This is a genomic window from Pedobacter insulae, from assembly GCF_900113525.1.
Classification (GTDB): Bacteria; Bacteroidota; Bacteroidia; order Sphingobacteriales; family Sphingobacteriaceae; genus Pedobacter; species Pedobacter insulae.
In genome coordinates this window covers 269,071-289,990 of the sequence record NZ_FOPP01000001.1, presented here as the reverse complement: position 1 = coordinate 289,990, position 20,920 = coordinate 269,071, and the positions used below count along the sequence as shown (strand labels likewise).

Annotated in this window: 15 protein-coding genes; 8 read left to right on the top strand and 7 right to left on the bottom strand. The window is 38.9% G+C overall.

From position 1 onward, the window contains the following. Nucleotides 1-171: 171 nt before the first annotated feature. The 4 genes from BM207_RS01300 to BM207_RS01285 form a co-directional block, all read right to left on the bottom strand. On the bottom strand, nt 172-1,461 hold the full coding sequence (locus tag BM207_RS01300; protein ID WP_177217027.1) for a DUF3472 domain-containing protein: 1,290 nt from the start codon (nt 1,459-1,461) through the stop codon (nt 172-174). A 13-nt stretch (nt 1,462-1,474) separates the two neighbouring features. Next, a complete protein-coding gene (gene uvrB, locus BM207_RS01295; RefSeq protein WP_090991747.1) occupies nt 1,475-3,511 on the bottom strand; it encodes an excinuclease ABC subunit UvrB in 2,037 nt (678 codons plus the stop codon). A gap of 70 nt (nt 3,512-3,581) precedes the next feature. Beyond that, entirely contained in the window at nt 3,582-5,987 is a 2,406-nt protein-coding gene (locus tag BM207_RS01290; protein WP_090991746.1) for a M1 family metallopeptidase, read from the bottom strand. Between the two features lie 10 nt (nt 5,988-5,997). Further along, a complete protein-coding gene (locus tag BM207_RS01285) occupies nt 5,998-6,585 on the bottom strand; it encodes a HupE/UreJ family protein (protein WP_245768000.1) in 588 nt (195 codons plus the stop codon). Nucleotides 6,586-6,630: 45 nt separating this feature from the next. On the opposite strand from BM207_RS01285, the gene BM207_RS01280 reads away from it, so the two are divergent. Genes BM207_RS01280 through purD form a run of 3 tightly spaced genes read left to right on the top strand, consistent with a single transcriptional unit; the run spans nt 6,631 to nt 9,773 of the window. Further along, nucleotides 6,631-7,128, top strand: a complete 498-nt coding sequence (locus BM207_RS01280) for a DUF6702 family protein (RefSeq protein ID WP_090991744.1) — start codon at nt 6,631-6,633, stop codon at nt 7,126-7,128. Nucleotides 7,129-7,136: 8 nt separating this feature from the next. After that, nucleotides 7,137-8,471, top strand: a complete 1,335-nt coding sequence (locus BM207_RS01275; protein WP_090991743.1) for a polysaccharide deacetylase family protein — start codon at nt 7,137-7,139, stop codon at nt 8,469-8,471. 30 nt (nt 8,472-8,501) lie between these two features. Next, nucleotides 8,502-9,773 carry a phosphoribosylamine--glycine ligase gene (purD, locus tag BM207_RS01270; protein ID WP_090992053.1) on the top strand — a complete coding sequence of 424 codons (1,272 nt, stop codon included), beginning with the start codon at nt 8,502-8,504 and terminating at the stop codon, nt 9,771-9,773. Between the two features lie 74 nt (nt 9,774-9,847). On the opposite strand, the gene BM207_RS01265 is transcribed toward purD, so the two are convergent. Together BM207_RS01265 and BM207_RS01260 are read right to left on the bottom strand one after the other, a co-directional pair. Continuing rightward, nucleotides 9,848-11,005: a TlpA disulfide reductase family protein gene (locus BM207_RS01265; RefSeq protein WP_090991742.1), complete on the bottom strand. Its 1,158-nt coding sequence runs from the start codon at nt 11,003-11,005 to the stop codon at nt 9,848-9,850. 70 nt (nt 11,006-11,075) lie between these two features. Next, complete coding sequence (locus BM207_RS01260; protein ID WP_090991741.1) at nt 11,076-12,257, bottom strand: formimidoylglutamase; 1,182 nt, start codon at nt 12,255-12,257, stop codon at nt 11,076-11,078. Nucleotides 12,258-12,324: 67 nt separating this feature from the next. Between BM207_RS01260 and BM207_RS01255 the strand changes: the two genes are divergently transcribed. The 5 genes from BM207_RS01255 (at nt 12,325) to BM207_RS01235 (ending at nt 19,074) form a co-directional block, all read left to right on the top strand. After that, complete coding sequence (locus tag BM207_RS01255; RefSeq protein ID WP_090991740.1) at nt 12,325-13,293, top strand: NAD-dependent epimerase/dehydratase family protein; 969 nt, start codon at nt 12,325-12,327, stop codon at nt 13,291-13,293. Continuing rightward, nucleotides 13,290-14,588: an HAD-IB family phosphatase gene (locus BM207_RS01250; RefSeq protein ID WP_090991739.1), complete on the top strand. Its 1,299-nt coding sequence runs from the start codon at nt 13,290-13,292 to the stop codon at nt 14,586-14,588. The genes BM207_RS01255 and BM207_RS01250 overlap by 4 nt, the downstream gene beginning before the upstream one ends. 178 nt (nt 14,589-14,766) lie before the next feature. Beyond that, nucleotides 14,767-15,720 (top strand): tryptophan 2,3-dioxygenase family protein, encoded by a 954-nt coding sequence (locus tag BM207_RS01245; protein WP_090991738.1) that lies wholly within the window; start codon nt 14,767-14,769, stop codon nt 15,718-15,720. A gap of 89 nt (nt 15,721-15,809) precedes the next feature. Further along, on the top strand, nt 15,810-16,874 hold the full coding sequence (locus tag BM207_RS01240; RefSeq protein ID WP_090991737.1) for a branched-chain amino acid aminotransferase: 1,065 nt from the start codon (nt 15,810-15,812) through the stop codon (nt 16,872-16,874). A gap of 79 nt (nt 16,875-16,953) precedes the next feature. Continuing rightward, complete coding sequence (locus BM207_RS01235; RefSeq protein ID WP_090991736.1) at nt 16,954-19,074, top strand: S9 family peptidase; 2,121 nt, start codon at nt 16,954-16,956, stop codon at nt 19,072-19,074. 19 nt (nt 19,075-19,093) lie between these two features. Here the strand turns inward: BM207_RS01235 and BM207_RS01230 are convergent, their stop codons facing one another. Further along, nucleotides 19,094-20,887: a hypothetical protein gene (locus tag BM207_RS01230; protein ID WP_090991735.1), complete on the bottom strand. Its 1,794-nt coding sequence runs from the start codon at nt 20,885-20,887 to the stop codon at nt 19,094-19,096. Nucleotides 20,888-20,920: the final 33 nt, after the last annotated feature.

Sequence of the window (20,920 nt, the reverse complement as noted above, 5' to 3'; positions counted from 1 at the left end):
CGTTATTGGGGGATTCGTCATTGCGAGGTACGTCATTGCGAGCGTAGCGAAGCAATCTAATTGAGATTGCTTCGCTACGCTCGCAATGACGGGCAAAGGTAAACCTCGCATGACGGACCTCGCATGACGGGCCTCGTAATGATCGTCTAGCCCCACTATAACCGCAGCCCCCTAGGGTAAATAATTAAAATTTATCAACGGCCTTTGGTTCGTAACTTTTCTTTTAAGGTTTGTTCTAGGTATTGTAAAATCACTGAAAAATCCACAATTCTGCAAATAAAAAGAAGTCCCTTTTACTCCTCCACCATAATCCATCCGATACCCTTTATTGCCGGTGTTGTCTGTTGTGAACTTTGCAGTATTTATCTCCGTCCATACCCCCTTTGAATCACATACCCATTGGTTTTTAAACAAGACCATTCTACTTTGATCCCCGAATTCGGGATTAAAGTTCTCAAGAAAAGAATGTAGTCTTTTCAAATAAGTTTTTGTTTGCGGACGTTTAAAGGAGGCTATCAATTTCCAGTCATTCAGTTCAGGCATAAAAAAGTAAGCGGTATAAGTGGTGTAATTATCATCTGATGGGGCAGCCCTGAGCAAGAAGCTATAACTTTCTCCAGCTTTCCAGTCGTACTTGAAATAGCTCTGACCACCTGAGCCCTCATTACCAAATTCTCCGGTGTATACTTCTTTACCTTTTTTTAACAATTTGATTTTTTGGTTTTCTGGTATTTCCTTGGGGTTATCCGTTACAAATGGGCTCCATACCGAAAACAAAATTCTTCTTTCTGTAGGTGAATTTACCTGAATACCAAAATAACCTTCGGCGAAACCATTTGTCATATAATAGGACCCTTGAATATCTTCGCCTTTTGGAACGGTAATCTCATTATAAAACCATTCGATATCCGTTTTTTCGGGCAATTGATAATTTAAGTGAACCGATGGACCTCTCCGTCCCCAATAGAAGAAATTACCTTCATTATCTTTCACAAAAGTTGTTTTTGCATCAATAGCGGTACCTGCTAGCTGCAGGCTTCCAATGGCGGGGAACTGGGCACCAGATTTTTTTAGTCCCTTAATTTCAATCGTAACGTAGCCCGTATCTTTTATCGCCCATATACCCACAGGCAATGAGGCGCTCCCTGGTTTGATAATTACTTTATTAACTTTTTTATTAACCGCTATGCTTAACTCACTTTCGCCCTCAATTTTGGTTAATTGGTTTATAGCAATCGCTAAGTTTCCTTTTTGGGCCAGACGGACGTACACTTTAAAGGAAGTCTCAGGGTTGTTCCAACTGTTAATTCCGCCTTTACTAATTAAACCATTTTTTATGGGGCTGGCATAAGTGTTGCCCCCCAGCGGTACTGTTAGCGTTGGACCTTCACTACTTTGGGCAATGGCCAAATTGCTCAATAAGGCAACAAAAATTGCCGTTAAGAATTGTTTGCGCATCATAGTTTCTTTCACCTTACTTACTAAATCTTTCCGCGAATATTTTCTCCAGGGCAAACATTTCATCCCTCATTCTCGCAGCCATTAAGAAGTCCATTTCCTTGGCAGCTTTTTGCATATCCTTACGTGTTTTGTCGATGGCTTTCTGCATTTCAGGCTTGGTCATGTACTGGATAATCGGATCGGCGGCAATATTGACCTCGTCAATTTCAACATAAGCTTTTTTACGTGCGCCACTTTCAGAAAAATCTAACACCGAACTTTGCTCCATAATCTCTTCTCTGGTTTTGCCTACGGTTTTAGGCACAATTCCATGTTCGGAATTATAGGCAACCTGTTTTTCTCTCCTTCTATTGGTTTCATCAATGGTTCGTTCCATAGACATGGTCACGCTATCTGCATACATGATCACCCTACCTCTATCATTTCTTGCCGCTCTACCAATAGTTTGGATCAAAGCTCTATCAGAACGCAAGAACCCTTCTTTATCGGCATCTAAAATTGCCACTAAACTAACCTCTGGTAAATCTAATCCCTCTCGTAACAGGTTAATTCCCACTAAAACATCAAATTCTCCCAGTCGTAGCCCTTTAAGGATTTCTACCCGCTCCAATGTTTTTACTTCAGAATGGATATACCGGCATTTGATATTTAGCCGATCCATGTACTTCGTCAGTTCTTCGGCCATGCGCTTGGTTAAGGTGGTAACCAAAACCCGATCGCCCATCTTAATCGTTTTATCGATTTCTTCCAACAGGTCATCAACCTGATTAATTGCGGGCCGAACCTCTATCATGGGATCTAATAATCCTGTAGGCCTAATCACTTGCTCGATCACAATTCCCTCAGATTTCTCTAATTCAAAATCGGCCGGGGTAGCGCTTACATAGATGGTTTGCGGCGCTAAGCGTTCGAACTCTTCGAAATTTAACGGGCGGTTATCTAAGGCAGAAGGGAGGCGGAAACCATATTCAACCAGCGACATTTTTCTAGAACGGTCGCCCCCATACATGGCTCTAATCTGAGGCACAGTTACGTGGCTTTCGTCGATCACCATTAAATAATCATCAGGAAAATAATCCAACAAACAGAAGGGACGCATGCCGGGTGATCTTCCATCAAAAAAGCGCGAGTAATTTTCAATCCCCGAGCAATAGCCCAGTTCTTTCATCATCTCGATATCGAAATTCACTCTTTCTTCGAGTCTTTTAGCTTCTAGTAACTGTTTGTCGTTTAATAATTGGTTTTTACGAAGTTCCAGTTCTTCTTGTATTCCCCAGATAGAAGAATTAAATTTCTCTTTTGGTGTTACAAACAGATTGGCCGGATAAATAGCCATATCTGCTATTTTCTCTAAAGTTTTACCGGTAATGGGATCTATGATGGATAACTCTTCAATGTCATCGCCAAAAAAAGAAACCCGATAGGCTTCATCCAGGTATGCTGGAAAAATATCGACTGTATCACCTTTTACCCTGAATGTTCCACGCTTAAAATCGGTTATGGTACGTGCATATAGAATTTCTACCAAACTATGTAGAAATGAATTTCTGCTGATCCTTGTCCCTACCGCAAAGCGGAATACAGACCGCGAGAAATCTTCGGGATTACCCATACCGTAAATACAGGAAATCGATGAGACAACAATTACATCTCTTCGTCCCGACATGAGGGCAGAAGTGGTACGCAGTCTCAGTTTTTCAATTTCTTCATTGATACTTAAATCTTTCTCGATATAAGTATTGGTGGTTGGCATGTAAGCTTCGGGCTGATAATAATCATAGTATGAGACGAAATAATTAACAGCATTTTCTGGAAAAAACTGTTTAAACTCCCCATACAGCTGTGCTGCCAAGGTTTTATTGTGACTTAAGATTAAGGTTGGCTTTTGCGTTTGCTCAATTACATTGGCTATGGTAAAGGTTTTACCCGATCCTGTAACCCCTAGTAAGGTTTGATAGTTTTCGTTCGCATTTACGCCTTCTACTAATTGCTTTATAGCCGTTGGCTGATCACCTGTCGGCTTATACTCTGAAGTAAGCTTAAATTTCATTATTAATCTTTGTTCCTTGCTGCTTAATCCGAGTTCTCCAATTTTGATACTCGCTGCTCAATACTTGATACTACTCCCCTTTTTTCTCTAGCTGCATAGGGTTGGAGCCTACCGACTGTCCGCGCGCCGGACCGGCACCTGCACGGACTTTAAATAACTGGAATTTCGATGCTTTTTCGCTACCGCCCCAGGTATTGTTAGTCTCGTCAATATCTGCAGTTTCACGCATTGGGTCTAGTTTAATACTGGCAACCTCCTGATCGTGAACATAGAATTTGGAAGCTTTTAACTCATTTAATCTCCAAATCTGAGCTGGAATTCGATCGACTGCTTTTGTGCCATCTTTGAAAGTAAACTCCACAATAATAGGCATAACCAAGCCTCCTTTGTTGGTGAAATTTAATTCATAAAAGAACTTATTACCGTACTTTGCTTTCTCCTCGTCAGTAAACTCTTCCATTGGCAACCTGTTAGGCTGTGCGGCAGTTTTAGAACCTAAGGTACTATCTATTTGAACAAGGCCTCTGTCGTATTTCCAATAAAAATCCCTGGCTGCCAAATCTTTATCCGTATAGAATTTAATGTTATTATCCTGGCGGTTCCTGATTTTTGAAATATCTTCGAAAGCATTTACTGCCGGCGGATCAACTCTTTGTGGTCGGTTGCCAACTACCCTATTATTTCCAGCTGGTGCTTTAGGATAATCTGCCTTAGCAAATTTGACGCTATCTAAAGCGATATCGCAAGCATCTGTTCCATAAAACCAACCTCTCCAAAACCAATCTAAATCTTCACCACTGGCATCTTCCATTGTTCTAAATAAATCAGCCGGGGTAGGATGTTTAAAAGCCCATCTTCTTGAATATTCTTTAAATGCATAATCAAAAAGTTCGCGGCCCATAATTGTTTCGCGGAGAATGTTTAGTCCGGTAGCAGGCTTAGAATAAGCATTTGGACCAAAATTCACAATGTTTTCTGAGTTAGACATAATCGGTTCCAACAAATCCTTCGACATTTTCATATAAGGGACAATGGTATATGCCGGACCTTTTTTACTTGGAAATTTATTGTCCCATAGTTCTTCTGTTAGATATTCAACAAATGAGTTTAACCCTTCGTCCATCCAGGTCCACTGGCGTTCATCGCTGTTAATGATCATTGGGAAAAAGTTATGACCTACCTCATGGATAACTACGCCTAACATACCGTTTTTTGTGCTTTCACTATAGGTTCCATCGGCATCTGTACGACCGTAGTTGAAACAGATCATTGGATATTCCATCCCGTTTGCTGCTTCTACACTTTGTGCAACTGGATATGGATAAGGGATGGTAAAATCTGAATAAGTTTTAATGGTATGAGCTACTGCGCGTGAAGAAAACTTACTGTATAAATTGTAGGCTTCTTTTCCATAGAAACTCATACACATAACGTTTTTACCATTAATTGGCTGTGCCATTGCGTCCCATACAAATTTGCGGGATGACGTCCAGGCAAAATCACGAACGTTATTTGCTTGGAAAACCCAGGTCTTCTTAGCTGTACTTTTTTTAGTCTCGGCCACTTTTGCCTCGGCCAAGGTTACTATTTCTACCGGTGCTGTTGTACTCGTTTTTGCTTTGTTGTAACGTGCCATTTGAGCCGGACTTAACACGGCGCTATAATTAATACATTCTCCTGTTGAGCCCACCATATGATCAGCCGGAACAGTCATTTGCACCCTATAATTTCCAAATGTTAAGGCGAATTCACCTCTTCCGGTAAACTGGTGGTTTTGCCATCCCTGGAAATCGCTATATACACATAAACGAGGGAACCATTGCGCCATGGTAAATAAATGGTTGCCATCTTCCGGGAAGAACTCATATCCTCCACGTCCGCCCAAGGTTAATCTATTGGGAATTTGATAATTCCAATCTATATTGAGTACAAATTGCTGGCCTGATTTTAAGGCTGGAACCTCTACCCGCATCATGGTTTTATTAATCGTATAAGTTAATTTTTTACCTGTTGCATCGGTAAGCTTAGTAATCCTGATCCCATTACCATTGTCTTTTGGAGCAGCTACAAAACCCATGTTATCTACCTGAGTAGTAGCCGCAGCGGATGGCATTCTAGTGCTATTCTGGTAGTTTGCGTTGTTCAGATTGCTATGTTCATTTTCATCAAGCTGCAGCCAGATATAGGTTAACACATCTGGTGAATTATTGTAATAAGTAATTGTTTCGCTACCTTTTAACACAAGATTTTTCTCGTCAAGCTCGCACTTGATATTATAATCTGCTCGTTGCTGCCAGTATTTTACACCTGGAGCTCCACTTGCTGTGCGCTGCTCATTTGGGGTAGTTAAGATTGTACCTAACTGCTCGAACTTGTTGCCGTGGTTACTACCTGGGTTGTTCTGAATGTTTTGACCAAATGAAACTTGGCTTATTAACAGGAAGAATGCGAAACACTTATGGAAATTATTTATCATAAAATTGAAATTAAAATGGAATTCTCTGTAAAGCCATTTGGAGAGCCAGACTAAATACGGCAGCTGATACAAAAATGATCCAATCTCTCTGCCTTATTCTTATAACAGAAAGGAAGAACCAAGTTACACATAAAATTATAAATACAAAAAAGATTTGGCCGACTTCCAAACCAATGTTAAATCCAAAGAGGCCCCAGCCAATGTTTTGATCCTTTGCCAGCATCATTCTAATGGTATTTGCAAAGCCCATTCCATGGATGAGACCAAATACCAGCGCAAGAAAGTAATTGGTTCCTTTTCTTTTAGTTAGATTTACCAGTGCTGTAATTACGATTGTGCATGGGATAAAAAATTCTATCCATTTGCTAGAAAACCTGATAATATCTAAAACACTTAAAAGCAGCGTTAGTGAATGCCCAATGGTAAAGGCTGTAACTAAAATTAATACTTGTTTAAGGTTTTTCGAGGTAAATACCGCCACCAGGGCTAGGATAAAAAGTTGATGGTCGAGGGCATCTAGACTTACAATATGTGACCAACCAAGCTTGAAGTAAAAGAGAAAATCGGTTAAGGGCATGGATCGTGCTTCAAAATTCAAAATAGCTGTTAACTTTGTATAGTAAATGTAAATTGTTTTAACTCAATGTCAGCTATTTATTCAAAATTGTTACTTGTTGTACTATGGCTAGCAACGCCCGTACATCCACTTCATGTGAGCACTACTGAAATAAATTTTAACTCGAAAGGAAAAAGCTTAGAGATAAGTTGCAGGATTTTCACGGACGATTTTGAAAATATCTTAGCTAAAACCTTTAAGACCAAAACAGATTTGATGAAACCCGAAATGCATAAAGAAATGGATGCATTGGTTAAGAAATATTTAGCTGCCAACTTAAAATATCAGCTAAATGGCAAACCTGTAACTGCCAATTACCTCGGCTTTGAGATAGATCATGAAGCTACAAACGTATATCTTGAGATTGAAAATGTATCGTCGTTACAGCGCCTTAGCCTTACCAACAGCATCATGTACGATTTATTTGACGATCAAATGAACATTTTACATGTAGAGAAAATGGGGATTAGAAAAAGTGCAAGAACGGAATATCCATCTACTAGTTTAAGCGTAACTTTTAATTAAATTAGCACATGCAACCATTGTTAATCTATTGTCCAAAAGTTTCGCCAAGAACTAAATACATTTTCAATTTTATTTTTAGAGAAATTTTAAGCTGTGATTTTGAATTTACCAGCATGGTAAGTGATTTTGAACAAAGTACTGCTCCTAAAATAAGTTATGCTGAAAAAGCCCTTGGAGAGGAGCTTTTCTTTTGTGCAGACACGTTATTAACAAAGCACATCATTGAACCTGTTGACCTTAAGACTACCCTTTTTGGAGATCAGGAAGTTCCTTTTTCCGTAAAAACCGGAGCTTTACCATTTGACGTTTTTGCTGCATCATTTTATTTCCTTAGCAGGTACGAAGAGTATTTACCATTTAAGGCCGATGACCACGATCGCTTCCCCGCCGAACAGAGCCTACAATATAAATTAAACTTATTGGAAAGTCCGGTTATTGATGGATGGGCATTAATCTTAAAGAATATTCTGTTGAGAAAATTCCCGAACCTGATTTTCGGGAAAAGAAAGTTCACATTTATTCCAACCATCGACGTAGACCGGGCCTATCATTTTAGATCGAGTGGACTGATTAAAAATACTGCTAGGTTTTTAAAAGCGGCGATGAAGCTAAATACCGAAAAGGTTGTTGATATCGTTTTAACTGGCTTGGGTCAGGACGATCCATTTGACACCTATGATTATTTGACCGACATTCATAAACGGTATAAGCAACGGCCTACTTTTTTCTTTTTGTTAGCTAAAAAAGGACATGAAGAGTTTGATACGAATGTAAATCCTGACGATGAAACCTTGATTAACCTGATTACTAAAATAGCTTCGAAAGCTGATATTGGCATTCATCCTTCCTACGCATCTAATACCGATACTAAAAAGATTGCGGAAGAGTTAATTTCTCTTCAAGAAATTACGCAGCAAAAGGTTGATTCATCGCGGCAGCACTTTTTAAAATTGCATTTACCACACACCTATTTAAAATTGATAAAGGCTGGTATAAATCATGATTATTCAATGGGCTATGCTTCACAAGTTGGATTTAAAGCGGGCACTTGTACGCCATTTTTTTGGTATGATTTGCAACTGGAAAAACAAACTCATTTAAAAATACATCCCTTTGCCGTAATGGATGTTACTTTACAACAATATTTAAAGTTAAGTCCGGAGATGGCAATGAGCAAAGTTGAACAGCTGATTGCTTCGGTAAAAATGGTGGATGGAACGCTTTGTAGCTTATGGCACAATGAATCACTATCGGAAAAGGGGAAATGGAAGGGATGGAAAGCGGTATATGAGTATTTATTAAAGAATACAAATGGCGAACCGGCTAGCGAACCGACTTCGTAAGTCGGCTTTTTTTATATCTTTGCGTTCATGATGACTATCTTATTATTGGGCTCAGGCGGAAGAGAATGTGCTTTTGCATGGAAAATGAGCCAATCTTCATTATGTTCAAAATTATTTATCGCACCTGGTAATGCGGGAACCGGTAGTTATGGAACGAATGTAAAACTAAATCCGAATGACTTTGAAGCGGTAAAAGCGTTGGTATTAAAAGAGGGTATCAACCTAGTAGTGGTTGGTCCGGAAGAGCCTTTGGTAAATGGTATTCATGACTTTTTTGTAAATGACGAAACTTTAGCGCATATCCCGGTAATAGGTCCTAAAAAAGAAGGTGCGGTTTTAGAAGGAAGCAAAGATTTTTCGAAGCAGTTTATGGATCGTCACGGCATCCCTACCGCCAAATCTAAATCTTTTTCTAATGCTAATTTAGCAGAAGGATTAGCCTACCTCCAAAACCATGCAATGCCAGTAGTTTTAAAAGCTGATGGCTTGGCAGCTGGAAAGGGTGTACTGATTATTGAAAACCCTATTGAAGCGCAAGAAGAGCTTAAATTGATGTTGGGTGGTAAATTTGGCAACGCGGGCTCTACGGTGGTAATTGAAGAGTTTTTAACTGGAATAGAGCTTTCTGTTTTTGTATTGAGCGATGGCGAAAACTATGTGATATTACCTGAAGCAAAGGATTATAAGAGAATTGGCCAGGGCGACACCGGCCTGAATACAGGCGGAATGGGTTCGGTATCTCCAGTTCCTTTTGCAGATGACGCATTTTTAGCAAAAATTAAGGATACTATCATTCAACCTACTATTGATGGGCTGTTAAAGGATGGGATAGATTATACTGGTTTTATTTTCTTCGGCTTAATTAAAGTGGGTGATGAACCTTATGTGATAGAATATAACTGTAGAATGGGCGATCCGGAAACAGAAAGTGTAATACCGAGAATAGAGAATGACTTAGTGGAGTTGTTTATGGCTTGTGCCGACAAAAAACTAGCCAGCTACCAGTTGGATATTAGCACGAAAAATGCAGCGACAGTAATGATTGTGGCAGGTGGATATCCTGGCGATTACGAGAAGGGAAAAGCGATTTCGGGGATTGAGAACATGCGTAGCTCTTTGGCATTTCATGCGGGAACAAGTTTGGAAGGCGGCGTAGTGAAAACAAACGGAGGTAGGGTTTTAGCAGTAACCAGCATTCAAAATACGCAGTTTGAAGCCTTACAAGCAGCAACCGCTGATGCTGCCCGTATTTATTTTGATGGCAAATATTTTAGAGAAGACATAGGGTTTGACTTAATGTAGTAACAGCTATTATAATAAGAAGCCCCATACTATTTTACTAGCATGGGGCTTCTTATTTTTATAAAGGTTAACTATTATTTAGTTTTATCTCCTAATAGTTTTGCTAATGTTGTATGTAGTTCTTCACCTCTTAATCCTTTACCAACAATTTTACCAGTTGGGTCTACTAAGAAATTAGCAGGGATAGAACGGATACCGTAAAGCTGGCCAACCTCATTTTGCCATCCATTTAGATCGGTAACTTGTGTCCAATCCAATTTATCATCAGCGACTGCTTTTAACCAAGCTTCTTTAGTTGTTTTGGTGGTTCCACCATCAAAAGAAACGCCTAAAACGGTAAAGTTTTTATCTTTAAATTTATGGTATGCAGCTACTAGATTTGGATTTTCATCTCTACATGGACCGCACCATGATGCCCAAAAATCGATTAGCACATATTTACCTTTGAAATCTGATAATTTAACCGGCTTACCATCTTTATCATTCTGCGTAAAATCCATTGCCATTACGCCGATAGCAGTTTTCTTTGCTGCGGCGAAGCTCATGGCTAGGTTCTTACCTGTTTTACTTGCCTTTAAGTCTTCACTTAAACTGTTAAAGATAGCTTCTGCCTCATTGGCATATTCTGCATTGCTAGCGAATTGAGATAAAGTAGTTAAGCTGATATATGATTTTGGATTCTGTTTTGCAAAAGCTAAATAAATAGGGCTCATTTCTTTCGCAATTTTTTGATACCCTTCCATGAACGGCGCCATCACAGCTTGATCTTTTCTTTCCTCAGGTGTTAACTTAGCCACTTGAGCGCTCAAAGCCGTTTGTTTTTCTGTAAATGGCTTCAACATCACCGCTAATTTTTGGTTGTCGTTGTTTACTGCTGTCCCACTTGCCTTTGCAGACGCAACTGAGTCGGCAGAATTAACTACAATATTTCCGGGCTCTACATATAACATGGTATAATCTAAGAATTTGGTATTAGCGCCTTTTACGTAAGGATTAATGTTTTTAAATAGATTTCCAGGAACTGGACTTGTACCTTCCAGCGTTCCTTTGAACTCAAAAGATCCATTGTTAACTGTTGCCGAATCGGTAATACGGCCAGCAGCTCCCATGTAGCTTAGGTAAATTTTGTCGCCAGCTTTTAAGCTTTTCATATTACCCTTAATGGTAAAAGGCGTTTGTGCCATTAATGCCATTGGTACTAAGCATAAGGCTGATAAAATCAATTTTTTCATAACTATTTCGTATTGTTAATTAATCAAATATAACATTTTGAACATAAATTCGATTAATTGGATTGTAAAATTAACTTAGTTTCTGATAAGTTCGCCACCACAAGTCTGGCATCTCTCCATTAACGGCTGTATTATAATCTTCGTATCTACAAGGCACTAAATGATACCTTTCATTTTTTGATATTCCGGTTGGATAGGGAACCTGCATCCACCAGCGATCAGATCGCTTACTTTTAACGAAATTCATTTCACCAGAGCCATCCTTTAAACTCGTTCTATAAATAATATACTGCGACTTTGGTGTAAGTGGAAAATCTTGCTTTCTGTTATAATAGCCTTCAATAAAATACCAAACCATTTGCGCTAAAAGCATGGCAGTCTGACTATTCTTATCAAAGGCTGGGTTAAACTCATAAAACCCTATGGAACTTAACTTATCGTTCATGCCGGCATAGCGGGCAATTCTGCAGGCATCTTCTCCGTAGAAGCCATTGGGGCCAGCATTAGCGTTTGCACCTGCGTCTCCCGACCGTATCGCTCCCATATCGAAACTAATCATGTTCGCATTGCGAATAACAGGCTCGGTAAGGCCGATATCCTGGACAAATTCGCCCAAACGGTGAACGTCGAAATATAACTTATCCATTACTTTTAGACTATCTTGATTTACAAAATAGGTTTGGTAACCAATATTGCTGAAGTTGAAAAGGAAATTTGGCTGATGTAGGAAGATCTTACTTAAATAAGAGTTAGAGGTTGTTACGATATCTTCTTCCTGATCTTCTTCCAAATCAAATTTCGAATCGACTACCACTAAGTCTACTTTTTGCTCCAGCGCTTCATAGGCCAAGTATTGCGCATAGGTTAAATCTTGCCCTCCGCCTATTATAAGGGGTAAAATATTTAATTTAATTAATTGCTGAACTGCTGTTTTAACCGCAAAATAAGTATCAGACATTTCATTTCCGGCAATGATATTGCCTAAATCAATGATCTTACTGGTGAAAGCCCCTTCATTTAAAAGATAAAATTGTGCCCTAAAGTAATCTCCTGCTAATGAACAGCCGCTATTATTGATGGAACCACGGTCGTCTTTGACACTAAAAATGGCGATATCGTATTTTTTTTCTTCCAGATCTGGAAAACGGTCGGTAAAAAAATCAACTTTTAATCCTAGCTGACTTGTATAAAATCCATTTTTTGGACTAAACTGATCAGGGTTGATTGGCGAAAAAAAATCTGATAAAGACATAAAAGCGGTATAAATGTTTGGCCTCAAATATCTATTTTTGGACGCATATATTAATGAATAAAATGAAATGATACTTGTAACGGGCGCAACAGGGTTTTTAGGAGCAGAATTAATTCATCAATTAACTGCTCAAAATTGTAAGGTTCGTGCTTTAAAAAGAAGTAACTCTGTTATTCCAGGCCTGATTAAAGAAAATAATTTAATTGAATGGTTTACAGCGGATATTAATGACGCTGCGACTTTAACTGATGCATTTGAATCGATTACCCAAGTTTATCATTGCGCCGCCTTCATTTCGTTTAACCCAAAGGATAAAGCTAAACTTTTAAAGATAAACATAGAGGGTACCTCTAATATTGTAAACCTGTGCTTAGAAAATAATGTGCGGTTATTGCATGTTAGTTCAATTGCAGCTTTGGGCAATGCAAAAAAAGGAGAGTTAATTACGGAGAAAAATTATTGGGAATACGACCCGGGTGTTCATGCTTATGCAATTTCTAAATACGAAGGGGAAATGGAAGTTTGGCGGGGTATTGCAGAGGGATTAAATGCGGTAATTGTAAATCCGGCAGTAATTATTGGAGAAAACGCCGGATTTGAAGGAAGTGGTGCGATTTTTAAATTGGTAAAAAACGGGTTAAAGTTTTATACCGATGGAGCAACAGGCATTGTGGATGTGGTAGACGTAGCGAAATGTATGGTATTGTTGATGAATAGCGAAAATAGTGCAGAACGCTATACTTTGTCGGCCGACAACTTAAACTACAAAGATTTTTTTGCTGAAATAGCGAAAGGGTTTGCCATTAACCCCCCTGCGATTGAAGCCAAGCCATGGATGTTGGGCATAGCCTGGCGTGCGGCGAAATTTGCCTCCATCTTTACTGGAGAGGCACCAGCTTTAACAAAGGATGCGGCTAAAAGCAGCTTTAATCTAAGCTATTACAGCAATGAAAAAATTAAAACAACAATAAATATTAACTTTAAGCCCTTAACCGAGAGCATTCGAGACGTTTGCGTTGCCTTAGATAAAAGATGAACCATAAAAACTATTACATTATTGATTTCGATAGCACCTTTACTCAAGTAGAAGCCCTAGATGAATTAGCCAGGATTTCGTTGAATAAGCACCCGGATAAAGAGGCAATTTTCAAAAAAATTGAAGATTATACCAACTTAGCTATGGAAGGCAAACTTTCGTTCTCTGAAAGCCTTGCCAAACGCGTTCAACTGTTGGAAGCGAATGAAGATCATTTAAAGCAACTGATTACACGTTTGAAGAAAAAAGTATCCGCTTCATTTTCTCGTAACGCTGCCTTTTTTAAAAAGCACGCGGATGAAGTGCTCATTGTTTCTGGGGGGTTTAAAGAATTTATTACCCCAGTGGTAAGTCAATATCATATTAAGAAAGAAAATATTTATGCCAACACTTTTGTCACGACAGGTGATGGAAACATTATAGATTATGACCATGCAAACCCTTTAAGTGAGGAAGGTGGCAAGGTAAAACTGATGCGCCAGCTGGAACTAAAAGGTGATCTTTATGGTATAGGAGACGGTTATTCGGATTATCAGCTTCGCGAAAGCGGGTTAATTAAAAAGTTTTATGCATTTACCGAAAATATTGCTCGCGAGAGTATTGTTTCAAAAGCCGACCATATTACCCCAAGTTTTGATGAGTTTTTATATGTAAACAATTTGCCGAGGGCAATATCTTATCCTAAAAATAGAATTCTTTGCTTAGTAATTGGGGATATTCCGAAAGAGAGCATTGCGTTATTGAAACGAGATGGCTTTTCTATTAGGCATAAAACCTCATTCGAAGAAAAGTACGTGGCCGATGTAGGCATGATTTTATTGGCTGACGGTGAAAAAATTGAGCAAGAAAAATTAGAACGAGCGGTTAAATTAAAAACCATCGGTTATTTGGGGAGTGCTAAAAACAAGTTTTCGTTTCAAACCTGTACGAATATGGGCATTGTGGTTTTTGATGATCCTAAAAGTAACCCGAGGAGCGCCTCTTTTATACCAAAGCGTTTAGCTGATTTTATGAATAAGGGGACAACGTATATGAGCGGCAACTTTCCAAATTTGCAGCTGCCGGCCATTGACAAATCCCATCGGTTAATTCACATCCATAAAAACGTACCGGGTATTATGGCACAAATCAATACGATTTTTGCGAAACACGATATCAATATTGTTGGGCAGTTTCTAATGACTAACGCATCGGTGGGTTATGCGATAACCGATATCAATACCGAGTATGATAAGCAATTATTTAAGTCGCTAAAGAAAATTGAGAACACGATAAAATTTAGGGTACTTTATTAACCCTTTAAGATTGTAGACATGGGTAGAATTCCGTAAATTGCGCTCGAATGGTCAATTTAATCTCATTTGATTTTAACACCTGGAAATGGCTATCCTTTATTAGCTTAATCATAGCCAGGCCAAGTTAATTAATGAAGTATAACTAAATTATATACTTTTTTTAATTAAATGCTTAACAATGGATTTCACCCCACAAATCAAAGATAAACTCGATAAGCTTCAGGAGAAATATGAAGCTATGGGTCAAGATATGGCCTCCTATTTAGACGGTCTTTTATACGCAGATTTTTTAACCTACTGGGATTATATACACTTAGATACTTTATTAAGTTTACAAAGCCCCAAAACTCCCTTTCCTGATGAAGAGATTTTTATCATGTATCATCAGATTACAGAGTTGTATTTTAAACTCTCCCTGCATGAATGTAAACAACTTGCCACTCATGAAAATTTAACCGCAGGTTTTTTCACTCAACGTGTTAAAAGAATTAACGCATATTTTAATGCACTAACTACATCATTTGAAGTAATGGTGAGCGGCATGGAAAAAGAACAGTTCTTAAAATTCCGTATGTCGCTATTGCCAGCCAGTGGTTTTCAATCTGGACAATACAGGATGATTGAAATTTATGCGACGGATTTTAACCAGTTAGTTGACAAAAGCCAGCGCGACCTTTTAAAAGACGCTAGTATTGATGAAAAATTTGAGCACATCTATTGGAAGTTTGGAGCAACCGAGTTATCTAGCGGAAAACAAACGCTAACGCTAAAGCAATTTATTAAAAAATATGCGGAACAATTTTTAAGCTTAGCCAAATCAAACGAACACACTAATTTCTCGGCACTATACCTTAAGTTAAAAGAAAAAGGGGAAGATGTTACGCAGCTGGCAGAGGAGTTAAGAAAACTTGATTTATACGTCAATGTAGAATGGCCGCTTTCACACTATAAATCGGCCGTTAGATATTTAGAGCGAGATCCGGTTGACATTGCCGCAACAGGTGGAACTAACTGGCAGAAATACCTGCCTCCACGTTTTCAAAAAAGAATATTTTATCCTTTTTTATGGACACAAGAACAGATGGACGAGTGGGGAAAAGGCTGGGTGCTTAGTGTATTAAAAACACTTTAAATTTGCGACGAAAAAGCCGCTTTTGGAAAAATAAATTCCGTTTAAAGGGGTTTTTTCGTACTTTTGCGGAGAATTAAAACGTTACAGCCGTGATAGATACCTTACAAATTAAGATTACTGAAAATAGCAATCCGAGATTAGCATCAACTGAATTTAAAGATATTCCTTTTGGTAAAATTTTTACCGACCATATGTTCATAGCAGATTATGAAGATGGCGAGTGGAAAAACCTCCAAATCCTACCTTATGGACCAATACCCATGAGCCCGGCAATTTCTGCTTTACATTACGGACAAGCGATATTTGAAGGTATGAAAGCATATCGCCTACCAAATGGCGATGTAAGTGTATTTAGAGCTGACAAAAATTTTGAACGTTTTAACATTTCCGCAGATCGAATGGCGATGCCAACTATTCCGGAAGAGATATTTATGCAAGGTCTTGCAACCTTGATAAACATTGACAAAGGATGGGTTCCAAGCCAGGAAAATTACTCCTTGTATTTAAGGCCGGTTATGTTTGCAACCGATTCATCTTTAGGTGTAAAGGCAAGTGATACCTACAAATTTGTTATTTTAGCAACGCCAACGGGTCCTTATTATACAAATGCGTTAAAAGTTAAAATAGAAACAAAATATACGCGTGCAAACGAGGGCGGTGTTGGTTATGCGAAAACTGCAGGAAACTATGCTCGCTCCTTATATCCATTCGCAGAAGCTCAGAAAGAAGGGTTTGATCAGTTAATTTGGACGGATTCTGCTACACATAGCCTAGTTGAAGAATCGGGCGCAGCCAATGTAATGTTTGTTTTAGATGGCAAATTAATTACTGCCGCAGTGAGCGAAACTATTTTGAATGGCGTAACAAGAGATACCATTATTGCATTGGCAAAAGATAAAGGCATTAGGGTTGAAGAAAGAAAAGTGACCGTAGCAGAAATTATTGAAGGTGCAAAAACTGGCGCTTTAACCGAAGCTTTTGCCGTTGGTACCGCAGCCACAGTAACTCAAATTGGAGAAATTGGCTATAACGGCGCGCTTTATAAATTAAGCGAACCAAGTACCCGAACAATCTCTACCAGCATTGCAAAAGAGTTAAATGACATTCGCAATGGTGTGGCACCAGATAGATACAACTGGAACTGGATCGTATAAAGAATTCTACAGTCTATATTAAAATGCCTTATACAAATGTATAGGGCATTTATCGTTAACAATTTCAACAAACAAAACAATGAAGAATACAATCGTACTTTGCTTACTTACCGCCTCTTTGGGACTGACCGCCCAGGCCCAGCAAAAAAGGTTAAATCAAGCGCAGGCGCTAGGAAGCCAACTTTCACTAACCAAACCAATGAATATGGTGAGCGGATGGAGTGACGACACACATTTTATCGAATTTGATACCAAAGAACGTAAACAATATGCTGTTCATATGTTAACGGGTGAACGCACTGCTTATACCCCTCCGCCTAAAAGCGATGTAAACGTGATGATTAAAGATAAAGACGTTTATATTCAATATGGAAAAGCTGAAGCAAAACGCCTAACCAATAATCTGGCCGAAGAACTAAACCCAACCTTATCGCCCGATGGCAAATATGTGGCATTTACACGCGACAACGATTTATATGCAGTTGAAGTTGCCACAGGAAAGGAAATTCGTTATACCACCGATGCGACCGATGTTATTTACAACGGTTATGCGTCATGGGTTTACTTCGAAGAAATTTTAGGTCGCGCTACAAGGTACAAAGCTTTTTGGTGGGCTCCAGATAGCAAGCATTTAGCTTTTATGCGATTTGATGATACTAAAGTTCCTATGTTCCCTATTAATGGTTCGACGGGACAACATGGATATGTAGAAAAAACCCGCTATCCTAAAGCGGGAGATCCAAACCCAGAAGTAAGAATTGGTTTTGCGCCGACAGCAGGGGGACAAGTGGTTTGGGCAGATTTTAACGAGAAAGATGATCAATATTTTGGAACGCCTTATTGGAGCTTCGATGGCAGCAATATGATGGTGCAATGGTTAAACCGTGGACAAGACAATTTGAAATTCTATGCTGTTAATCCTACAACGGGCACTAAAAAAGAGATCTACGACGAAAAGCAAACCTCGTGGGTTGATTTAGATTTTGACGGAAGAATTGAGTACTTGAAAGACAACAAACACTATATTTTAAAAAGCGACAAAACTGGTTGGGCACATTTTTATCTATATACCTTAGATGGAAAATTAATTAACCCAATAACTTCTGGAAAATGGCAGGTAAGTAATTTGCTTTATACAGATGAAAAAGCTAAGGTGATTTATTTTACCGCACGCAAAGAAGCGAGTACCCGTACAGACCTCTATCGTATTGGTTACAATGGTAAAAACCTAAAGCGTTTGACTTTTGGAGAGTATACCCATCAGGTTCAGTTAGCGCCAAATGGCAAAAACTTCATTACTACCTACTCAAATGTATCGACCCCGCCGAAAAGAACTTTATTAGATAATAACGGGAAAATTTTAAAGGAACTGGGCGATAGCAAGGCTGATGATTTTGATCAATACATTTATGGAAAAACAGAGATGATAACCATTCCATCAGAAGATGGCTTATATCAGCTCCCTGCGGTTATTACTTACCCGACGGATTTCGATCAGACTAAAAAATATCCCGTAGTATTTAGCATTTATGGTGGCCCGAATGCTGGTAGCGTTACCAACAGCTGGAAAGGAACTGGAAATCAGTGGTGGGCAAATGAAGGCATTGTTCAAATTGCGGTAGATCACCGTGCATCTGGTCAGTTTGGAAAAGAAGGCGTAGCCTTAATGCACCGTAATTTGGGTAAATGGGAAATGAAAGATTACGGCACTGCGGCAAAATGGCTAAAGTCGCAGTCGTGGGTAGACTCTAAAAAACTATTAATTACCGGCCACAGCTACGGTGGCTATATGAGTGCTTTAGCCTTAACAATGGGCGCTGATCTTTTCGATTTTGGCTATGCAGGCGCCCCGGTTACGAGCTGGGAATTATACGACAGTCACTATACCGAGCGTTTTATGGATACACCCCAAGAAAACCCTGAAGGCTATAAAGCCGCCTCGGTATTAACTTACGTTGATCAATATAAAGGCTTACTGCGCATTATGCATGGTGATATGGACGACAATGTTCACGTTCAAAACACCATCCAATTGGTTGATAAATTAACGAATACCAACAAACATTTTGAATTGATGATCTATCCGGGAAGCCGCCATGGCTTTGGTCCGTTGAAAGCAGGACATGACCGCGCGGAACGATTCCGTTTTTATTATCAGCATTTATTGAATAAGCCAGTCCCAGAGGGATTGATTAAATAGCATGAGGGGTGGGACTTTGTTAGGGTCCCACCTTCTTATTTTTACGTAATTGCCTCCTAAAGCGGCGCTCATCCCTGTCGCTTTTCATTTGCTCGAACTTGGCAATCTGCGCTTTAATCTCAGCCTCTTTTTGAGGCGTAACTCCTACGCTATATTTTACACCTTGAAAAAGGGTTTTCCAGATATAATTAAAGAATGATGCGGTAATTTCTCTTTTATAATGGATAGTAGCCGACGTAAACTTTCCATCTATACTGGGGTTGTCGGAGTAAATAATTAAATTATTGGCTAAGAAAGAGATCAAACCCTGCCTTACTAACCTTTCTTTTCCTTCTTCCTTTTTCATTAAAGCAACCGATAGGTCGTTGTAAGTAAAATTCACCTTACCTTTGGCGACGTTTTCGTCAGCTTTGATGGCGAAATCGAGTTTTCTGATCTCACCTTTCTTAACTAGCACCATACCCAGCGGCTTGGTAATCTGATTCAATGTTTTCCCATCTAAATTGGTTAAGGCTCCTTGGTAATCGAAGGCCCCGACGGGAGAATTTAAATCAAAGTTAAATGTTACTACTAATTTGCCTTGCCCCATCATATAGCTTTCTAAATTAGCCGTCATCATAGGATTTTGTGTCTCTACCCTCGGCATATTGGTAGCATTTAAGATTACCCCACTGGTTTTTTCAAAACTTAGTTTACCTATTTGCTTACTATCCCTATCAAATTCGGCAAAGCTGACATCAATATTGTTTAGGTTGATCTTCTTGATATTTAATTTTGCTCTTAAAGCCTGTAATAGCTGATGAGGAAATTTGCCGGTCTTATTGACCTCCCTTTTAGGATAACTATTATCGTTGTAAACCGATACCAAACCATCGGTAATATGCATCTGTTGTGCAATTAATTCTTGCTTTTGTATATAAGCCGGGAGATCTAATCCATCGAGCGCTAAATTATTAAGCTTCACGGTGAACCTATCACGAGCATAACCATTTACTTTGGCAAAATCTGCCGTACTATATCTTGGTTCCAATGCAAATTGCTTAATATTTAATTTTCTACTCGAAGCGGAAAAATCCAATTGCTCCAACTTAAGAAAATACATACTGTCTGGCGTAGCATAAGTATAATTATTTACGTTGATAGCAATATCTTTTAGCAAATAGAGTCTACTTGTGTCATCCGACGACTGCTCATCAATGAGCCAATCTTTTAGGGTTACATTAAGGTTGGCAACAGAATCTATTTCGGGTATCGAGTCGTTGTTATTGACATACTTAAAGTTTGCGTCTCTAAAGTTGACAAGGTCAATTCGCAATGATTTAAATAGTTTGCTAATATAATCGTAAGGTGATCTTCTAGGTCGGGGGGGTCTATTTTCGTTAAACTCGAAATGCTTGTTAACCATCGTTACATTGGGCTTGTCGAAAAGTATCAAATCAATTTTAGCCTCTTTATTGAAGTACATAGCCAATGGATGAAATCTTTTGATTGATAAGTTTTTAAGCGAAATATAATATAGGTTATTCGGCGCTTTCTTTTGAGCGATTAGCGTTTTGAATACACCGGTATCAGGAATGATTTTTACATCGGCGATGGATGCAGAGCCAGTTACAAAATTTGTATGAATGGTAGTAAATTCAATTCGGTATAAGCCATTGGTTGATTTATTTACCAACTCGGAAATTTCCTTTCGAATTAAGGGCTTTAGTTTTACACTAATATACCAAGAGGCTGCTACTGCACTTAACAAGCCAAATAGAACAATGCCCAATACCCATTTTAAAAGTCTTACGCCAATCTTTCTATCACTCATTATAATTTAGCCTTTTGTTGCTCCAATATACGT

What these genes read in the sequence shown, in the direction of transcription:
- BM207_RS01300 (WP_177217027.1), bottom strand. Translation starts at nt 1,461, where the DNA reads ATGATGCGCAAACAATTCTTAACGGCAATTTTTGTTGCCTTATTGAGC.
- BM207_RS01260 (WP_090991741.1), bottom strand. Translation starts at nt 12,257, where the DNA reads ATGTCTTTATCAGATTTTTTTTCGCCAATCAACCCTGATCAGTTTAGT.
- BM207_RS01280 (WP_090991744.1), top strand. Translation starts at nt 6,631, where the DNA reads ATGTCAGCTATTTATTCAAAATTGTTACTTGTTGTACTATGGCTAGCA.
- BM207_RS01255 (WP_090991740.1), top strand. Translation starts at nt 12,325, where the DNA reads ATGATACTTGTAACGGGCGCAACAGGGTTTTTAGGAGCAGAATTAATT.
- BM207_RS01245 (WP_090991738.1), top strand. Translation starts at nt 14,767, where the DNA reads ATGGATTTCACCCCACAAATCAAAGATAAACTCGATAAGCTTCAGGAG.
- purD (WP_090992053.1), top strand. Translation starts at nt 8,502, where the DNA reads ATGACTATCTTATTATTGGGCTCAGGCGGAAGAGAATGTGCTTTTGCA.
- BM207_RS01230 (WP_090991735.1), bottom strand. Translation starts at nt 20,887, where the DNA reads ATGAGTGATAGAAAGATTGGCGTAAGACTTTTAAAATGGGTATTGGGC.
- BM207_RS01265 (WP_090991742.1), bottom strand. Translation starts at nt 11,005, where the DNA reads ATGAAAAAATTGATTTTATCAGCCTTATGCTTAGTACCAATGGCATTA.
- BM207_RS01250 (WP_090991739.1), top strand. Translation starts at nt 13,290, where the DNA reads ATGAACCATAAAAACTATTACATTATTGATTTCGATAGCACCTTTACT.
- BM207_RS01235 (WP_090991736.1), top strand. Translation starts at nt 16,954, where the DNA reads ATGAAGAATACAATCGTACTTTGCTTACTTACCGCCTCTTTGGGACTG.
- BM207_RS01275 (WP_090991743.1), top strand. Translation starts at nt 7,137, where the DNA reads ATGCAACCATTGTTAATCTATTGTCCAAAAGTTTCGCCAAGAACTAAA.
- uvrB (WP_090991747.1), bottom strand. Translation starts at nt 3,511, where the DNA reads ATGAAATTTAAGCTTACTTCAGAGTATAAGCCGACAGGTGATCAGCCA.
- BM207_RS01290 (WP_090991746.1), bottom strand. Translation starts at nt 5,987, where the DNA reads ATGATAAATAATTTCCATAAGTGTTTCGCATTCTTCCTGTTAATAAGC.